The sequence below is a fragment of the Streptomyces sp. SAJ15 genome, from assembly GCF_007595705.1.
Classification (GTDB): domain Bacteria; phylum Actinomycetota; class Actinomycetes; order Streptomycetales; family Streptomycetaceae; genus Streptomyces.
In genome coordinates this window covers 1,008,671-1,023,693 of the sequence record NZ_NISY01000001.1, presented here as the reverse complement: position 1 = coordinate 1,023,693, position 15,023 = coordinate 1,008,671, and the positions used below count along the sequence as shown (strand labels likewise).

The following is a 15,023-nucleotide window of genomic DNA, read 5'->3' as shown; positions in this document are numbered from 1 at the left end:
GCCGGGGCGCGCCCCGAGGGCGGGGCGTTGTCAGTGGGTGGCCCTAGGCTCCTCGTATGGGTTACGCAGACCTGCGCGAACTCCAGAGCGCGCTGAACACGGCATCGGACATCGCCTTCTCTCTGGAGGCCGCTCCGAGCCCCCACGAGGCGGAGCAGTTGACCGAGGCGCTGAGGCGGGCCCTGGCGGCCGCCGGGGCGCTGGGCGCCGGGCATGGCGCCACGGGCTGCGCGGAGCATCCGCGCGGGGCCGTCGACCCGCTGTACGGGGACAAGGAGGACCCGCTGCCGCCGGGCTACGGGCGCTGTCTGCTCTGCAACGACCGGCGCAGACGGGCCAGCGCCCAGCGGCGCGGCTGGCGCTGAGGCGCCGCCGCGCCGCCGTGGGGCCGGAGGTCGGCGGCACGACGCCCCGTGGCGCTCGCGCCGTCGCGCGACGCGTCGCGGCCGTGCCGCCGTATGGCGTCTCAGCCCTTGCTCTGGGCCGCCCAGAACTCCTCGAAGGACAGCAGGCCGTCGCCGTTGGAGTCGTGGGAGTTGATGACGGCCTGAGCGACGGTCTCCGTGACGTACGGGTCACCCAGCTGCGCCATGACGCTCTTGTACTCCACCGCGGTGATCATCCCGTCCCCGTTGACGTCGAACCTGTCGAACGCCCGGCGCGCCTCTTCGATGTCCGCCACTGTTCCGCCCCTTCGTTGTGCGTTGTCTGAACTCGCACAGGTTAGCCGTTGACCAGACGCAGGTAGCGATCCCAGTCCCAGTAGGGGCCGGGATCGGTGTGGGTGGCACCGGGGACCTCGTTGTGGCCGATGATGCGGGAGCGGGTGGCGGGGATCGAGTAGCGGGCGCAGATGGCGGCGGTGAGCGCGGCGGACTGTCGGTACATCACATCGGTGAAGTACTCGGGCCTGTCGATCCAGCCCTCGTGCTCGATGCCGATGCTGCGCGTGTTGTACCCCCAGTTCCCCGCGTGCCAGGCGATGTCCCGCTCGCGGACGAACTGGCCGATGTAGCCGTCCGCCGAGGCCAGCATGTAATGCGCGGACACCTTCTTCGCCGGGTTCTGGAAGATCCTCCGGGCGTTCTGGAAGGTCTCCTGGGTGACGTGGACGACGATGTGGTCGATCGGATAGGCCGTGGGGCGGCTGGACACCGTGTAGTTGGCGGTGCTGGCCGGGATCCAGTGGGTGGGGGGATAGCCCGCGGTCCCGGTCGGGTCGGGGTCGCCGGCGTTGGATCCGGCCGGCCGTGCGGCGCTCGCCGCGTTCGCGGTGGCCGCGCCGAGGCCGAGCGCGGCGGCGCCGAGGCCCGCGCCCGAGCGCAGCAGCCGACGGCGTGAGGGACGGGATTGAGGCGTGTCTGTTTGACGCATGTCCATGGGGGGCTCCCGATGCGTTGCCGATGGCTCTCATCGTGCGCATTCGACGGGAGCATGCCAAGGATTGACGCGACACAAGAGTGAGGGAAATACCCCGCTTCAGGTCTAGACCATTAACGGATCAACATGAGAAACAATCAAGCTTCATTACCGAATCGCGTGATACACCTCGCGGCTACCGGCCATTAATAAGGTGCGTGGCCCATCTCACCTTAGATTGCTCAGCGGAATGTCCGATCTATTCGAGAACGGACGTAGATGCCCTTTTGAAATGGCGCAGTGCGTCTGCAATAGTCGGAACCAGCGACCCCCATTGACCCGGGCTCGGTCGCCTTTCGCCGCCGCGGATCACACCCCTAACGATCCGCGGCGCGCACGCAGAGGCCCTGACCGCCGCACTCCGGCGCAGGGGCCTCTTCGCTTTCTCCGCTTTCCCGGAGGCGCCCCCTGGGGCGCACGCACCGCGCTTCCCTTGAGGCCGCCCCCTCAGGCACGCCGCCCGCTCAGCGCTCCGCCGCGACCCGCATCTCGAACCAGGTGGTCTTGCCTCGCGGTAAGAGATCCACGCCCCAGCGCTCGGAGAGCTCGTCCACCAGGAACAGCCCGCGCCCGCTGACATCCAGCGGCGCCACCGGCATCAGGCAGGGCAGCCCGCGCGAGGGGTCGCGGACCTCGATCCGCAGCCAGCCCCGACGGCGCAGCAATCGCAGGCCGAAGGCGCGGGCCCCGGTGTGCCGCACGGCGTTGCCGACCAGCTCCGAGACGAGCAGCACGGCATGCTCGGCGACCTCGCCGGAGAGCCCCCAGTGACGGGCCACCACCATCTCGGTCAGCCGGCGCGCGGTGGACGCGGACTCGGGCCGCGAGGGCAGCCGCACCTCGTCGACCATCGGGTTCCCGAACACGTCCAGCGCCCGCAGCGCCAGCTCGTCCGGGGCGGCCGACACCCCCCGCGCCGCGGCCGTGCCCATGCGCCGCTGCGGCTGCTTCATTCCCTCCAAGCCCGCCATGACCCCCATCATGGCCGCCCGGAGGCCGCTTGGGGGCGGATCCGTGCGATTCCGAACAGCCCTGCCGCAACCCCCACGCAGCGGTCGCAACATATGCCAGGGGCAGCCATCTGGCCGAGATACCTCGCCTGAGCTGGGATGACGCGCCGCTTACAGAAGATCGCCCAGCGTGCGGAGCGGCGGCCGCGGGCCGTTGCCCGAGCGGCGAAATAATTCCCTCGCACGGGGCACACGAGGCGGCGGGCGGCCCGCCCAGGGTCGCTCGCCGCCTCGTCACCGCGCCGCGTCAGCGGCGCAACGTGCCCTCCGTCAGCGGAACTTGGCCTTTCCCGGCCCCTCCTCGACGAAGCTGCGCATGCCGATCTCCTTGTCCTCGCTCGCGAACAGCCCGGCGAACCAGTTCCGTTCGATGGCGAGGCCGGTGTCGATGTCGGTCTCCAGCCCGGCGTCCACGGACTCCTTCGCCGCACGCAGCGCCATCGACGGCCCCTGGGCCAGCTTGGCGGCCCAGGCGTGAGCCGCCTCGTAGACCTCGGCGGCCGGCACCACCCGGTCCACCAGGCCCAGCGCGAGCGCCTCGTCCGCCTTCACCTGACGGCCGGTGAAGATGAGGTCCTTGGCCTTGGAGGGGCCGACCAGTCGGGCCAGCCGCTGGGTGCCGCCGGCGCCCGGGATCAGACCGAGCAGGATCTCCGGCTGCCCCAGCTTGGCGTTGTCGGCGGCGATCCGGAAGTCGGCGCACAGCGCCAGCTCGCAGCCGCCGCCGAGCGCGTAGCCGGTGATGGCGGCGACGACGGGCTTGGGGATGCGGGCGACGGCGGTGAACGAGTCCTGAAGGCCGCGGGACCGGGCCACCATCGCGGCGTGGTCCATGCGCTGCATCTCCTTGATGTCCGCGCCGGCCGCGAACACCTTCTCGCCGCCCCAGACGACCACCGCGCGCACATCGTCGCGGCGGCCGGCCTCCTCGGCGAGCTCGCGCAGTCGGTCCTGGGTGGCGATGTCCAGCGCGTTCATCGGCGGACGGTCCAGTCGGATGGTTCCTACGCCCTCGGCGACCTCAAGCTTCACAGTCATGGGCGCAGGTTAGCGCGCGTTCACCTGCCGTGGTTCCGGTCGGTACGACAGCGGGCCCGGTGCGATTGGTCACACGCACCGGGCCCGTCGTCGCGGGGTCGTCGCCCCGAGGTGGTCCGTCAGCCGGCCTTCCACTCCTGCCAGGACATGTTCCAGCCGTTGAGGCCGTTCTCCGGCTGGATGGTGCTGTCGTTGGAGTTCTTGACCACCACCACGTCGCCGAGGATGGAGTTCTTGAAGAACCAGGCTCCCGGGGAGCCGTTGTCGCCGCCGCCGCGGACGTCCTGCAGACCGACGCAGCCGTGGCTGGCGTTGACCGACCCGAAGGTCGACGCGCCCGCCCAGTAGTTGCCGTGGATGAAGGTGCCCGAGGTGGACAGCCGCATGGCGTGCGGCACGTCCTTGATGTCGTACTCGCCGCCGAAGCCGACGGTCGCGCCGTTCATCCGGGTCACCTCGTGCTTCTCACTGATGACCATCTGTCCGTTGTAGGTCTCGGTGCCCGGCGCCCCGGAGGTGATCGGGATGGTCTTGACGACCTTGCCGTTCCGCTTGACGGTCATCGTCTTGGCCTTGGCGTCCACGACGCTGACCTGACCGCGGCCGATGGTGAAGCGCACGGTCTTGCGCTGGGTGCCGTAGACGCCCGGCCTCCCCTCGACTCCGTCGAGCGCCAGCTTCACGGTCACCTTGGTGCCCGGCGCCCAGTACTTCTCGGGCCGGATGTCCAGTCGGTCGTTGCCGAACCAGTGCCCCTCCAGCGGCACCGCCGGCTCGGCGGTGACCGAGACGGCCTTCTCGACCGCCGCCGGGTCGGTGATGCCGCGGCTGAACCGCAGCGAGACCGGCATCCCGACGCCGACCGTGGAGCCGTCCTCCGGGGTGAAGAAGCCGGTGAAGGTGTTCTTGGGGGACAGCGTGGTGAAGGTGGCGTGCCGGGCCGCCTGGCGCCCGTCCGCGTCCTTGGCGACCGCGTCCACGGTGTACTCGGTGGCGGTGCCCAGATGGGTCGAGGGCGTCCAGCTGCGACCGTCCGCCGAGATCTTCCCCGCGACCTTCCGGCCCTTGGAGTCGGCGACCTTCACCGAGGTCAGCGTGCCCTTGGCGACGGCCACCTTGAGCGCCCCGCGGGTGGCGACGTCGGCCGCGCCGTCCTTGGGGGCCAGGGTCAGCACCGCCTGGGAGGGGGCGTTCTTGTCGCCGCCCGAGCCGCCGCCCTTCTTGTCGTCGTCGGAGCCGCCGTCCCCGCCGCACGCGGTCGTCAGCGCCAGCAACGTCCCCAGCGCCAACGCGGACAGTCCTCTGCGGCCCCGCGTGGCCGGTATCCGTCGCACCTTCACTACGGCCTTCTCCCCTCCATGGCCCCGCGCCCCCCGCGGCAACCCGATGACAACGCGGTCAGGCCGCGTCTGGCGATAGATAACCACACGGGCGCGATGGTGAACCGTCCCCCGATGTCACCGTTCAGTCCCAAGTGAGCAGCGCGTAGATCAAGGCCGCCGGCGCTCCGTCGGTCAACGCAGGGCGGAGCCTTTCAGCCACTGCGGCCAGGACAGGTTCCAGCCACCCAGTCCGTTGTCCGGAGCCACCCGGTGCCCGCGGGAGTTGACCACCTCGACCACGTCCCCGACCAGCGACTGCCCGTAGAACCAGCCCGCCGCGGTCCGCTCGCCGCCGCCGCGCACATCACGCAGCCCGATACAGCCGTGGCTGGTATTGAACGCCCCGAAGGTGCCGGGAGTGGCCCAGTAGTTGCCGTGCAGGAACGTTCCGGAGGAGGTCAGCCGGAGCGCGTGTGGAACGTCCGAGATGTCGTACTCGCCACCGAATCCGACTGTTGAGCCGTTCATCCGGGTCATCTCCAGTCGCTCCATCACCACCATCCGCCCGTTGTAGGTCTCGTGGCCCGCCGCTCCCGTCGAGACCGGCAGCACGGCCGGGGGCCGGCCCTCCCGCCGCACGGTCAGGGTGTGGTCGACCGCGTCCACGGTGCTCACCTGCGAACGACCGATGGAGAAACGCACCTTTTTGCGCTGGATGCCGTACGCGTCGGCAGCGCCCCGGACATCCCGCAGCCGTAGGTCGACGGTGACCTCGGTGCCCGGGCGCCAGTAGCGCCGCGGTCGGAAGTCGAGCCGGTCGGCGCCGAACCAGTGGGCGGCGATCTCCGTGTGCGGACGGGCCGTCACCCTGATGGCGCGTTCGACGGCGGCGCGATCCGTGATCGGCCGGGTGAAGGAGAAGGAGACGATCATCCCGATGCCGACGGTGGAGCGGTGCTCGGGGGTGAAGTAGCCGATGAACCGGTGCCGGGGGACCGCGGTGGTGAAGGTGGTGTGCCGCGCGACGCGCCGGCCGCGCCCGTCGACGGCGACCGCGTCCACCACGTATCTCGCGCCGAGCATGAGCCGCGGCTCCCGCGGGCGCCAGTCCCGGCCGTGCGCCGTCAGCCGGCCGGCCACCGGCACCGCCTCGCCGCCGTCCTCGGTGCGCGTCACCCGCACCCGCTCCAGCCGCCCGTCCGGCACCGTCACCGTCAGCCGGGTGGCGGCCCGCACCGCCCGGGCCCCGTCCCCCGGCGTGATCCGGATCGCCTCCTCGGGCGGAACCACCGCGCCCCCGCCGAAGTGCGCCAACCCGCACCCGGCGAGCGCCAGCAGCGCTCCCGCGATCCAGCCCGCACGCCGCCGCAGGCCCGTCACCCGCCCGCGCCCCCACGCCCCTTCACCGACTCGACTCCACACGCCCCACCCAACGACCAGCCCCCACCGCGGGCAACGAGCCACCACTCCACCGGCGGCCGACCCGGGGTGAAGCCCTGGCCGTTGTGGGCAGAACAGTGGATGAGGACGGGAACGGACCCGCCGGCACGGGACGCCAGGCGGGCCGCGCCCGGCGGCGTGACGGCGATGGGGGCTCGCGGCGGTGTCCACCCCGCCCTCCCCGGCCTGGCGACGACGGGCCGCGGAGCCGAGCCGCGAGCCGCCGGAGGCGACCAGGTGACGAGCGCAGCCGAGCACGGGACGACAGCGCGGGGCGTGCCGCCCGCGGACGGCGCGGGTCGCGCGGACGCACCGCACGGCCACGACCCCCGTACCGACGGGACCCCACCGGCGGGCGCCGGGACGGCCGGGGCGGACGGGGCCGCCGTGGACGGAGCCGGTGCGGGAGTCGTCGCGGACCGGGCCACCGTCGACGGAGCCGGCGCGGACGGAGCCTGCGCGGACCGGGCCACCGTCGACGGAGCGGGTGCGGCCGAAGCCGGTGCGGCCGCGGCCGGCGCGGACAGGTCGCTTGCGGGCCCGGCCGCCGGGGACGGCACCGGGGGCGGCACGGCCGGTCGGGGCGTGGCGGCGGAGCCTTCACGGACCGGACGCGCCCCGGCGACGGTCGCGGCCAACGGGCGGCCCCGACCGGTGGTCCCGGCCGTGCCCGCGCCGCGCGGCGCCGAGGGGCACGACGCCGTCGCGCGGCGGCCGACCGTCTGGCCCGGCAGTCCGCAGCCGCTGGGGGCCCGGGTGCGGAGGGGCCCCGACGGGTCGCTGGGAACCAACTTCGCGCTGTGGGCCGGCGGCGCCGAAGGGGTGGAGCTGTGCCTGTTCGACGACGACGGCCGCGAGACGCGCCGCGCGCTCACCGAGCTGACGCATGAGATCTGGCACGGCTTCGTGCCCGGGGTGCTGCCCGGTCAGCGGTACGGCTACCGGGTCCGCGGCCGCTGGGACCCGTGGACCGGGGCCCGCTGGAACCCGGCGAAGCTGCTGCTCGACCCGTACGCCCGCGCCGTGGACGGCGAGTTCGGCGCCGGGGGCGGCCCACTGCCCCCGGAGGTCTACGCCCATGTGCGCGACTGGCCGCAGCAGCACGTCGCCGACACCGTCCGGGACGAGCGGGACTCGGCCCCGTACGTCCCCAAGGGCGTGGTGGTACACGACGAACCGTCCGACGGGCCGGACGAGTGGATGGACGACCGGCGGCCGAAGACGCCGTGGGCCGACTCCGTCATCTACGAGCTTCATGTGCGCGGCTTCACCCGGCGCCACCCCGACATCCCGCCGGAGCTGCGCGGCAGCTACGCGGGGCTCGCGCATCCGGCCGCGCTGGAGCACCTCACCCGGCTCGGGGTGACCGCCGTGGAGCTGCTGCCGGTGCACCAGTTCGCCCACGAGGACCATCTGCTCCGCCGCGGCCTGCGCAACTACTGGGGCTACAACTCGATCGCCTACTTCGCCCCGCACGCCGGGTACGCCGCCTCCGGCACACGCGGGCAGCAGGTCGGGGAGTTCCGGCGGATGGTGCGGGCGCTGCACGCGGTCGGCATCGAGGTGATCCTCGACGTGGTCTACAACCACACCGCCGAGGCCGGCGAGCTGGGCCCGACGTTCTCGCTGCGCGGCATCGACAACCGCGGCTACTACCGGCTCCAGCACGACCCGCGCCGCTACGCCGACTACACCGGCTGCGGCAACACCCTCCATGTGGTGCAGCCGCAGGTGCTGCGTCTCATCACCGACTCGCTGCGGTACTGGGTCACGGAGATGGGCGTGGACGGCTTCCGCTTCGACCTGGCCGCGGCGCTGGCCCGCTCCATGCACGACGTCGACATGCTCTCCCCCTTCCTGGCCGTCATCGCCCAGGACCCGGTGCTGCGCCGGGTGAAGCTGATCGCCGAGCCCTGGGACGTGGGCTCCGGCGGCTACCAGGTGGGCGCCTTCCCCCCGCTGTGGACCGAGTGGAACGACCGCTACCGGGACGCGGTGCGGGACTTCTGGCGCGGCGCCCTGCCGGACGTGCGGGACCTGGGCTACCGGCTGTCGGGCTCCAGCGACCTGTACGCCTGGGGCGGCCGCCGGCCGTACGCCTCGGTCAACTTCGTCACCGCGCACGACGGCTTCACCCTGCGCGACCTGGTCTCCTACGAGCGCAAGCACAACGAGGGCAACGGGGAGGGCAACCGCGACGGCACCCACGACAACCGGGCGTGGAACTGCGGGGCCGAGGGCGAGACGGACGACCCGCGGGTGCGGGCGCTGCGCCGCCGCCAGCTGCGCAACCTGCTCACCACGCTGCTGCTGTCCACCGGGGTGCCGATGCTGGTGGCGGGCGACGAGATGGGGCGCACCCAGGGCGGCAACAACAACGCCTACTGCCAGGACAACGAGGTCGGCTGGGTGGACTGGACGCTGCTGGACGACCCCGGTTGGCGGGCGCTGGCCGACCTCACCGCGCGGCTGGTCGCGCTGCGCCGGGCCCATCCGGTGCTGCGCCGGAGGGCGTTCTTCTCGGGTCGGCCGCAGGCCCCGGACGGGCTGCGCGACCTGGCGTGGTTCACCGCGCACGGTGCCGAGATGACCGAGCGGGACTGGTACGGGCCGCCCGCCGCCTTCGGGATGTACCTGTCGGGGCGGGACATCCCGCAGCGGGACGCCCACGGCTTCCCGGTCACCGACGACAGCTTCCTGGTGCTGCTGCACTCCGGCGCGTCCCCGGTCCGCTTCACCCTTCCGGGCCCGCCGTGGGCGGCGGAGTACGAACTCCTCGTCGACACCGGGCGGGAGGAGCAGGAGGCCGCGCCGGGCACCCGGCACCCCGCGGGCCGGCCCCTCACGCTGCCGGGGCGCACCGCCCTGCTGTTGCGGGCGCTGCCGGTCGCGGAGCGGCCCGCCGCCCCGGTGCCGGGGACGGCCCCCGGCGCGGACTCGGACACGGCCCCGAACGCGGCCCCGGGCGGGGAATCGGGCACGGCCCCGGACGGGGAATCGGGCACGGCCCAGGGCGCGGCGCAGGGTGAGAAAACCGAGTGAGCGGTGTCAGGCTCAAACCGTACGCTCACTGCTGATGGCTGCGACGAGTGACTCACCCGAGACCGCGACAGACCCCGCCCACCGACCCGCACCACCCCGACAACGGTCGGTGGTGCGCTCGCTGCTGCGGCTGTGGCCGTACGTACGCCCCGTGCGCGCGCGGTTGTTCACGGCGGCGGGGGTGGCGATCGTCGCCTCCTGTCTGAGCCTGGTCATGCCGCTGGTGCTGAAGTGGTTGGTGGACGGCCCGGTGGCGGACGGGGATCCGGGCGGGGTGTGGCTGGGCGGGGCGCTGCTGCTGGTGCTGGGGCTGGCCGAGGCGGGGCTGTTCGGACTGCGCCGCTGGCTGGTGGCGCGCCCGCTGGCCGGGGTCGAGGCGGCGATGCGGGCCGACCTCTACCGCCATCTGCAACGGCTGCCGGTCTCCTTCCACGACCGCTGGCCGTCCGGACAGTTGCTGTCGCGCGGCACCACCGACCTGATGCTGGTGCGGCTCTTCCTCGCCTTCCCGCTGACCTTCCTGGTCGTCAACGGCGTGACCGTCCTGGCCGGTTTCGCGATCCTGCTCGCCCAGGAGTGGACGCTCGGGGTGGTGCTGCTCTCTCCGGTGGTCCCGCTGGTCGTGGTCTGCTCCTTCTTCGAGGCCCGGTACTCCGCGGTCGCCCGCGCCGCCCAGGACCAGGTGGGTGATCTGACCACGGTGGTCGAGGAGGGCGTGCTCGGCATCCGCATCACCAAGGGCTTCGGCAGGCACCGCAGCCAGGCCCGGGCCTTCCGCTCCCTCGCCGGGCGGCTGCGCGCCACCGAGCTGCGCAAGGGACGGCTGCTCGCCACGATCTGGGCGCTCATCATGACGCTGCCCGAGCTGGCCATCGGCGCCACCCTGCTGCTGGGCACCGTGCGGGTCGCCGACGGCGACCTCTCGGCCGGCTCCCTCGTCGCCTTCCTCTCCATCGCGCTGGCGCTGCGCTGGCCGGTGGAGTCGCTCGGCTTCCTGCTGGCGATGAGCCAGGACACGGCCACGGCGACCGACCGCTTCTTCGAGGTGATGGACGAGCCGGAGGCCGAGCCGTCGTCCGCCGACGCGACGGCCGCGCGACGGGACGGTGCGAGCCACGGCGGCGAGGCGCGCTCGGACGGCGAGACGTATTCCAGCGGCGGGACGGCCGTCGAGACGGCGCTCGGGCTGCGCTTCGAGGGGGTCGGCTTCCGCTACCCGGACGCCCCGCGGGGGGAGCCGCCGGTGTTGCGGGGGGTCGATCTCTGGGTGCGGCCCGGGGAGACGATGGCGCTGGTGGGGGCGACCGGGTCGGGGAAGACGACGCTCACCGCCCTCGTGCCGCGGCTGCACGAGCCGACGAGTGGCCGGATCACCGTGGACGGGGTGGACATCACCGCGCTCAGCCGCCACGAGTTGCGCGGCCTGGTCGCGGTCGCCTTCGAGGAGCCGACGCTGTTCTCCGCGACGGCGGGCGAGAACGTGGCGATGGGCGCGGAGGACGCCGGCCCGGAGGACCTCACGCGGGCCCTGCGGATCGCCCAGGCGGACTTCGTCCACGCCCTGCCGCAGGGCACCGAGACCCAGGTCGGCGAGCAGGGTCTGAGCCTCTCCGGCGGCCAGCGGCAGCGGCTGGCGCTGGCCCGCGCGGTGGTCGGGCGCCCGCGCTTCCTGGTGCTCGACGACCCGCTCTCGGCGCTGGACGTGCACACGGAGGCCCTGGTCGAGGCCGCGCTGCGCGAGGTGCTCGCCACCACCACGGCGCTCATCGTCGCCCACCGCCCCTCCACCGTCCTGCTGGCCGACCGGGTGGCGCTGCTGTCCGAAGGCCGCGTCGCCGCCGTGGGAACGCACCACGAACTCCTGCGCGACTGCGCGGAGTACCGCTCGCTGATGTCCGGCACCCCCGGTCAGAAGGGGGACACCCACCGATGACCACGACCTCCGCCGACACCTCGGCCCCCGCCCGGGACGGCCGGGACGCCGAGGGCGCCGACGTGCCCACCGACCCGTTCGACCACGACGCCCTCCCCACACCCGAGGGCGCCTCGCGCGCGCTGCTGACGTCGCTGCTGGCGCCGCACCGCCGGCGGGTGTGGGTGGCGGCGCTGTTGTTGCTGCTCCAGCAGGCCGCCATGCAGGCGGGGCCGTTGTTGGTGGCGTACGCGATCGACCGCGCGGTGCCGGCGCTGCGCCATGACGACCACGGCCCGCTGATCGCGGTGACCGCGGCGTACCTGGGCTGCGCCGCGGCCTCGGGCGGTCTCCAGTACCTCTTCATCCGGGTCGCCGCGCGAGTCAGCCAGGACGTGCTGCTGGACCTGCGGGGTCGGATCTTCCGTCACTCGCAGGCGCTGAGCGTGGACTTCCACGAGCGCTACACCTCGGGTCGGCTGATCTCGCGGGCCACGACCGATGTGGAGTCGCTGCGCGAGCTGCTGAGCGAGGGGCTCGAGGAGCTGCTGGGCGTCGCGCTCTCGGTGGTCTACATCAGCCTCACCCTGCTCTATCTGGACTGGGGCCTGGGCGCCGCCGCGGTGCTGTCGTTCTGGCCGCTGTATCTGCTCGTACGGTCCTTCCAGCGGCGTTCGAAGCGGGTCTACGAGAAGCGGTCCACGGCCATCGCGGCGGTGATCGTGAAGTTCACCGAGACGATGAACGGGATCCGACCGGTGCAGGCGTTCCGCCGCGAGCGGTCGAACGACGCGGAGTTCCGGGAGCTGAACCGGCGGCACGAGCGGATCAACGGGGACTCGATCCTGGAGATGGCCCGCTATGTGGTGACCTCGCGCCTGGTCGCGAACGCCGCGCTGGCGGCGATCGTGCTCTGGGGCGCCTATCGGGTGGCCGACGGGGAGCTGGCGCTGGGCGTGCTGGCCGCGGCGGCGCTGTATCTGCGGCGGCTGTACGACCCGATCGACCGGCTGGGGATGTTCCTCAACTCCTACCAGTCGGCCGCCGCCTCGCTGGAGAAGATCGCCGGCCTGCTGGCGCAGCGTCCCTCGGTGCCCGAGCCGGCGGCTCCCCGGGAGCTGCCCGAGCGGCCGGCCGGCCACCCGGGCCGCGAGGTCGTCTTCGAGGACGTGCGGTTCGCCTACCGCACGGGCGGCGAGGTGTTGCCGCGCTTCGCGCTGACCCTTCCCGCGGGGCAGACGGTGGCGGTCGTCGGATCGACCGGCGCCGGCAAGTCCACCCTGGCCAAGCTGCTGGCCCGGTTCTACGACCCCACCGAGGGCCGGGTGCTGCTGGACGGCGTCGACCTGCGCGAGCTCGCCACGCCCGAGCTGCGGCGCGGGGTGGTGATGGTGACCCAGGAGGCGTTCCTGTTCTCCGGCAGCGTCGCCGACAACATCTCCATCGGCCGCCCCGACGCCACCCGTGCGGAGATCGAGCGGGCGGCGAAGGCGATCGGCGCGCACGACTTCATCACCGCGCTGCCGGACGGCTACGACACCGATGTGCGCAAGCGGGGCGGCCGCATCTCGGCGGGCCAGCGGCAGCTGGTCGGCTTCGCCCGGGCGCTGCTGGCCGACCCCGCCGTCCTCATCCTCGACGAGGCCACCTCCTCGCTCGACATCCCCGGTGAGCGGGCGGTGCAGCAGGCCATGCACACCGTCCTGCGCGGCCGCACCGCCGTGGTCATCGCGCACCGGCTCTCCACAGTGGAGATCGCCGACCGGGTGCTGGTGATGGAGGGCGGCCGCGTCGTGGAGGACGGCACCCCGGAGGAGCTCATCGCGGGACGGGGCCGCTTCGCGGAGCTCCACCGGGCGTGGCGGGACAGCCTGGTGTAGGGCCGGGGTACGGCCGAGGAGCGGTCAGGCGGTGGGGTCGACCGCGTAAGCGTAGCGGAAGTGGTCGTACTCGCCGACGGTCCACACCACCCGGTCGCGGCCGTCGTAGCTCAGATCCTCGGGCCCGGTGGACAGGCGGCTGCGGGTTTGGGGCGCGCCGCTTTCCGGCCGCCATGCCATCAGCCGTCCGCGCCGGCTCTGGCCGGCGCTGACGGAGAGGTAGTAGGTGCCGTCGACGCTCGCCGCGCCCTGCACCTGCCGTTGGCCGATCGCGTGGACCTCGGTGGCAGCCAGGCGTCCGGTCTGGTCGTTCCAGCCCGGCGCCAGCGGCCAGCGGACGGCCTTCGGCCTGGGCCTGCCGTCCTCGTCGTACTCACTGACCAGCAGCGAGTGCGGCGAGGTCGTCCGGTCGACGGACACGGCCGAGAAGCGCAGCCGGCGGCCGGCGTTGTCGTAGGCGCCGACCTGGGGCAGGAGGTACTTGTAGCCGTAGGAGTAGTAGTCGCCGGCGTCTCCGTTACCGTGCAGTCCGATCCACTCCGCGCGGTCGTCCCTGGCCACGAGGATGGTGCTGAGGTCGAAGACGCGTAAGCCCTTGTACGTGTCGGCGACGTACAGGTAGCCGCCGTACGCGGCGATGCCGCCGGCGTGGGTGTCGACGGGGGCGTACGTGTACCGGCCCGCGGAGTCCCGGTACGGCTCCACCAGCAGGACGTGCCGGTACCTGAGCGGCGCCCCGGCGCGCCAGCCGACGATGCTGATCCGCGCCCCGTGCTCCTTCACGGCGCCGCGGGCGTACCACGAGACGTAGAGCGTGGTGCCCCCGCCGAAGTCGTCGTACGACGTGGTGACCCCCTGCGGACGCCACTCAGCTCTCTGCTGGTCATGAGCCACGTCCCAGTGGAAGCCGTAGGCGTACTCCTCGGCGATGTTGGCGCGCCCCTCGGCGGTCTCCACCAACCCGCCGGTGCGGTTGGCGTTCGCGAGCACCTGATCCTGGGAGACCTTGGCCAGGATGCCGGCCAGGCCCGCGATCGACGCCCGGTAGGACGTCCGGCCCAGGCGCCGCTCACGGGGCCGGACGCGTCCGGCGATGCGGTAGTCGCCACCAGGGGCGGCCATCGCGGTGCCGGGCAGCGAGACGCCCGCCACGGCGGCGGCCAGCGGCCCGGCGGTGAGTCCTGTCATCAACGATCTGCGTGAGATGGTCATGCCAGCGGAGGTTATGGCCGGAACTCACACCTCAGTAGACGCCGGACACCGCCTTTTCCGTGTCCCGTCGCCTCAGCCGGTGGCGTACCGGCCGAGGGTCGGTTCGAGCAGGCCGAAGACGTGGGCGGCCTCGGCAGCGACGGTGTCCGCGATCCGCCCCTCGCCCTGCCCCGCGAGGGTCAGCTCCTGGATGCGGGTGAACAGCAGCCGGTGCGCGGCGCCGAGCTGGGCGGCGGCCGCCCGTGGGGCGATGTCGTCGGGGCCCGCGCCGGTGCTCTCGGCGAGCTCGCGGGCGAGGGCCTCCTCCCGCTGGTCGTGCAGGTCGCGGAGGCGGGCGGTGAGGGTGGGGCTGTCCGCGATCATGCGGGAGAACGCGGGGCCGGCGAAGCCGGCGATGGGGTCCTGTCGCTCCACCGCGTCGAGGAAGGCCCGACGCAGGGCGGTCAGGGCGGACTCGCCCGCCTCGCGTCCGGCGACGGTGCGCGCCAGGCCGGCGGTGAACTCCTCGTGGTGGTCCAGGGCGAGGTCCTCCTTGCGCGGGAAGTAGTTGGTGACGGTCTTCTTGGCGACGCGGGCCGCGGTGGCGATCTCGGCGATGGTCGTGTCCTCGAAGCCCTGGGCGAGGAAGAGCCGGGTGGCGTGGTCGGAGATCAGCTGCCTGGTCTCCTGCTTCTTGGACTCGCGCAGTCCCATGTGTTCGGTAGCCATGAAAAAACTTTATACCCGACGTAACTTTTCACTTGACGCA

General features: G+C 72.8%; 12 protein-coding genes. 4 read left to right on the top strand and 8 right to left on the bottom strand.

All coding sequences use genetic code 11. The features are described 5' to 3' along the window. The first annotated feature begins 56 nt into the window (after positions 1-56). The gene (locus CD790_RS04490) at positions 57-365 is read left to right on the top strand and encodes a hypothetical protein (RefSeq protein WP_144381621.1); all 309 of its coding nucleotides are present in this window, start codon (positions 57-59) and stop codon (positions 363-365) included. Between the two features lie 101 nt (positions 366-466). Here CD790_RS04490 and CD790_RS04485 read toward each other — a convergent pair whose 3' ends face one another. The 6 genes from CD790_RS04485 to CD790_RS04460 form a co-directional block, all read right to left on the bottom strand. Then, positions 467-682 carry an EF-hand domain-containing protein gene (locus CD790_RS04485; protein WP_144381620.1) on the bottom strand — a complete coding sequence of 72 codons (216 nt, stop codon included), beginning with the start codon at positions 680-682 and terminating at the stop codon, positions 467-469. A 41-nt stretch (positions 683-723) separates the two neighbouring features. Beyond that, entirely contained in the window at positions 724-1,380 is a 657-nt protein-coding gene (locus CD790_RS04480; protein WP_260867310.1) for an N-acetylmuramoyl-L-alanine amidase, read from the bottom strand. Between the two features lie 503 nt (positions 1,381-1,883). After that, positions 1,884-2,390 (bottom strand): ATP-binding protein, encoded by a 507-nt coding sequence (locus tag CD790_RS04475; RefSeq protein WP_144381619.1) that lies wholly within the window; start codon positions 2,388-2,390, stop codon positions 1,884-1,886. A gap of 309 nt (positions 2,391-2,699) precedes the next feature. After that, on the bottom strand, positions 2,700-3,467 hold the full coding sequence (locus tag CD790_RS04470) for an enoyl-CoA hydratase/isomerase family protein (protein ID WP_144381618.1): 768 nt from the start codon (positions 3,465-3,467) through the stop codon (positions 2,700-2,702). A 119-nt stretch (positions 3,468-3,586) separates the two neighbouring features. Further along, a complete protein-coding gene (locus tag CD790_RS04465; protein WP_144381617.1) occupies positions 3,587-4,756 on the bottom strand; it encodes an Ig-like domain-containing protein in 1,170 nt (389 codons plus the stop codon). Positions 4,757-4,981: 225 nt separating this feature from the next. Continuing rightward, positions 4,982-6,169 carry an Ig-like domain-containing protein gene (locus CD790_RS04460; protein ID WP_144381616.1) on the bottom strand — a complete coding sequence of 396 codons (1,188 nt, stop codon included), beginning with the start codon at positions 6,167-6,169 and terminating at the stop codon, positions 4,982-4,984. Positions 6,170-6,814: 645 nt separating this feature from the next. On the opposite strand from CD790_RS04460, the gene glgX reads away from it, so the two are divergent. The 3 genes from glgX to CD790_RS04445 are packed head-to-tail and all read left to right on the top strand — an operon-like array spanning position 6,815 to position 13,063. Beyond that, entirely contained in the window at positions 6,815-9,271 is a 2,457-nt protein-coding gene (gene glgX / locus CD790_RS04455) for a glycogen debranching protein GlgX (RefSeq protein ID WP_399216991.1), read from the top strand. A gap of 34 nt (positions 9,272-9,305) precedes the next feature. After that, positions 9,306-11,204: an ABC transporter ATP-binding protein gene (locus CD790_RS04450; protein WP_144381615.1), complete on the top strand. Its 1,899-nt coding sequence runs from the start codon at positions 9,306-9,308 to the stop codon at positions 11,202-11,204. Continuing rightward, positions 11,201-13,063 (top strand): ABC transporter ATP-binding protein, encoded by a 1,863-nt coding sequence (locus CD790_RS04445; RefSeq protein ID WP_144381614.1) that lies wholly within the window; start codon positions 11,201-11,203, stop codon positions 13,061-13,063. The genes CD790_RS04450 and CD790_RS04445 overlap by 4 nt, the downstream gene beginning before the upstream one ends. 24 nt (positions 13,064-13,087) lie before the next feature. Here CD790_RS04445 and CD790_RS04440 read toward each other — a convergent pair whose 3' ends face one another. Next, positions 13,088-14,275: a hypothetical protein gene (locus CD790_RS04440; protein ID WP_144381613.1), complete on the bottom strand. Its 1,188-nt coding sequence runs from the start codon at positions 14,273-14,275 to the stop codon at positions 13,088-13,090. A 72-nt stretch (positions 14,276-14,347) separates the two neighbouring features. Then, positions 14,348-14,983: a TetR/AcrR family transcriptional regulator gene (locus CD790_RS04435; protein ID WP_144381612.1), complete on the bottom strand. Its 636-nt coding sequence runs from the start codon at positions 14,981-14,983 to the stop codon at positions 14,348-14,350. Positions 14,984-15,023: the final 40 nt, after the last annotated feature.

Coding starts and splice junctions, on each gene's coding strand:
- CD790_RS04470 (WP_144381618.1), bottom strand. CDS start 3,467: ATGACTGTGAAGCTTGAGGTCGCCGAGGGCGTAGGAACCATCCGACTG.
- CD790_RS04480 (WP_260867310.1), bottom strand. CDS start 1,380: ATGGACATGCGTCAAACAGACACGCCTCAATCCCGTCCCTCACGCCGT.
- CD790_RS04475 (WP_144381619.1), bottom strand. CDS start 2,390: ATGGCGGGCTTGGAGGGAATGAAGCAGCCGCAGCGGCGCATGGGCACG.
- CD790_RS04490 (WP_144381621.1), top strand. CDS start 57: ATGGGTTACGCAGACCTGCGCGAACTCCAGAGCGCGCTGAACACGGCA.
- CD790_RS04450 (WP_144381615.1), top strand. CDS start 9,306: ATGGCTGCGACGAGTGACTCACCCGAGACCGCGACAGACCCCGCCCAC.
- CD790_RS04435 (WP_144381612.1), bottom strand. CDS start 14,983: ATGGCTACCGAACACATGGGACTGCGCGAGTCCAAGAAGCAGGAGACC.
- CD790_RS04440 (WP_144381613.1), bottom strand. CDS start 14,275: ATGACCATCTCACGCAGATCGTTGATGACAGGACTCACCGCCGGGCCG.
- CD790_RS04445 (WP_144381614.1), top strand. CDS start 11,201: ATGACCACGACCTCCGCCGACACCTCGGCCCCCGCCCGGGACGGCCGG.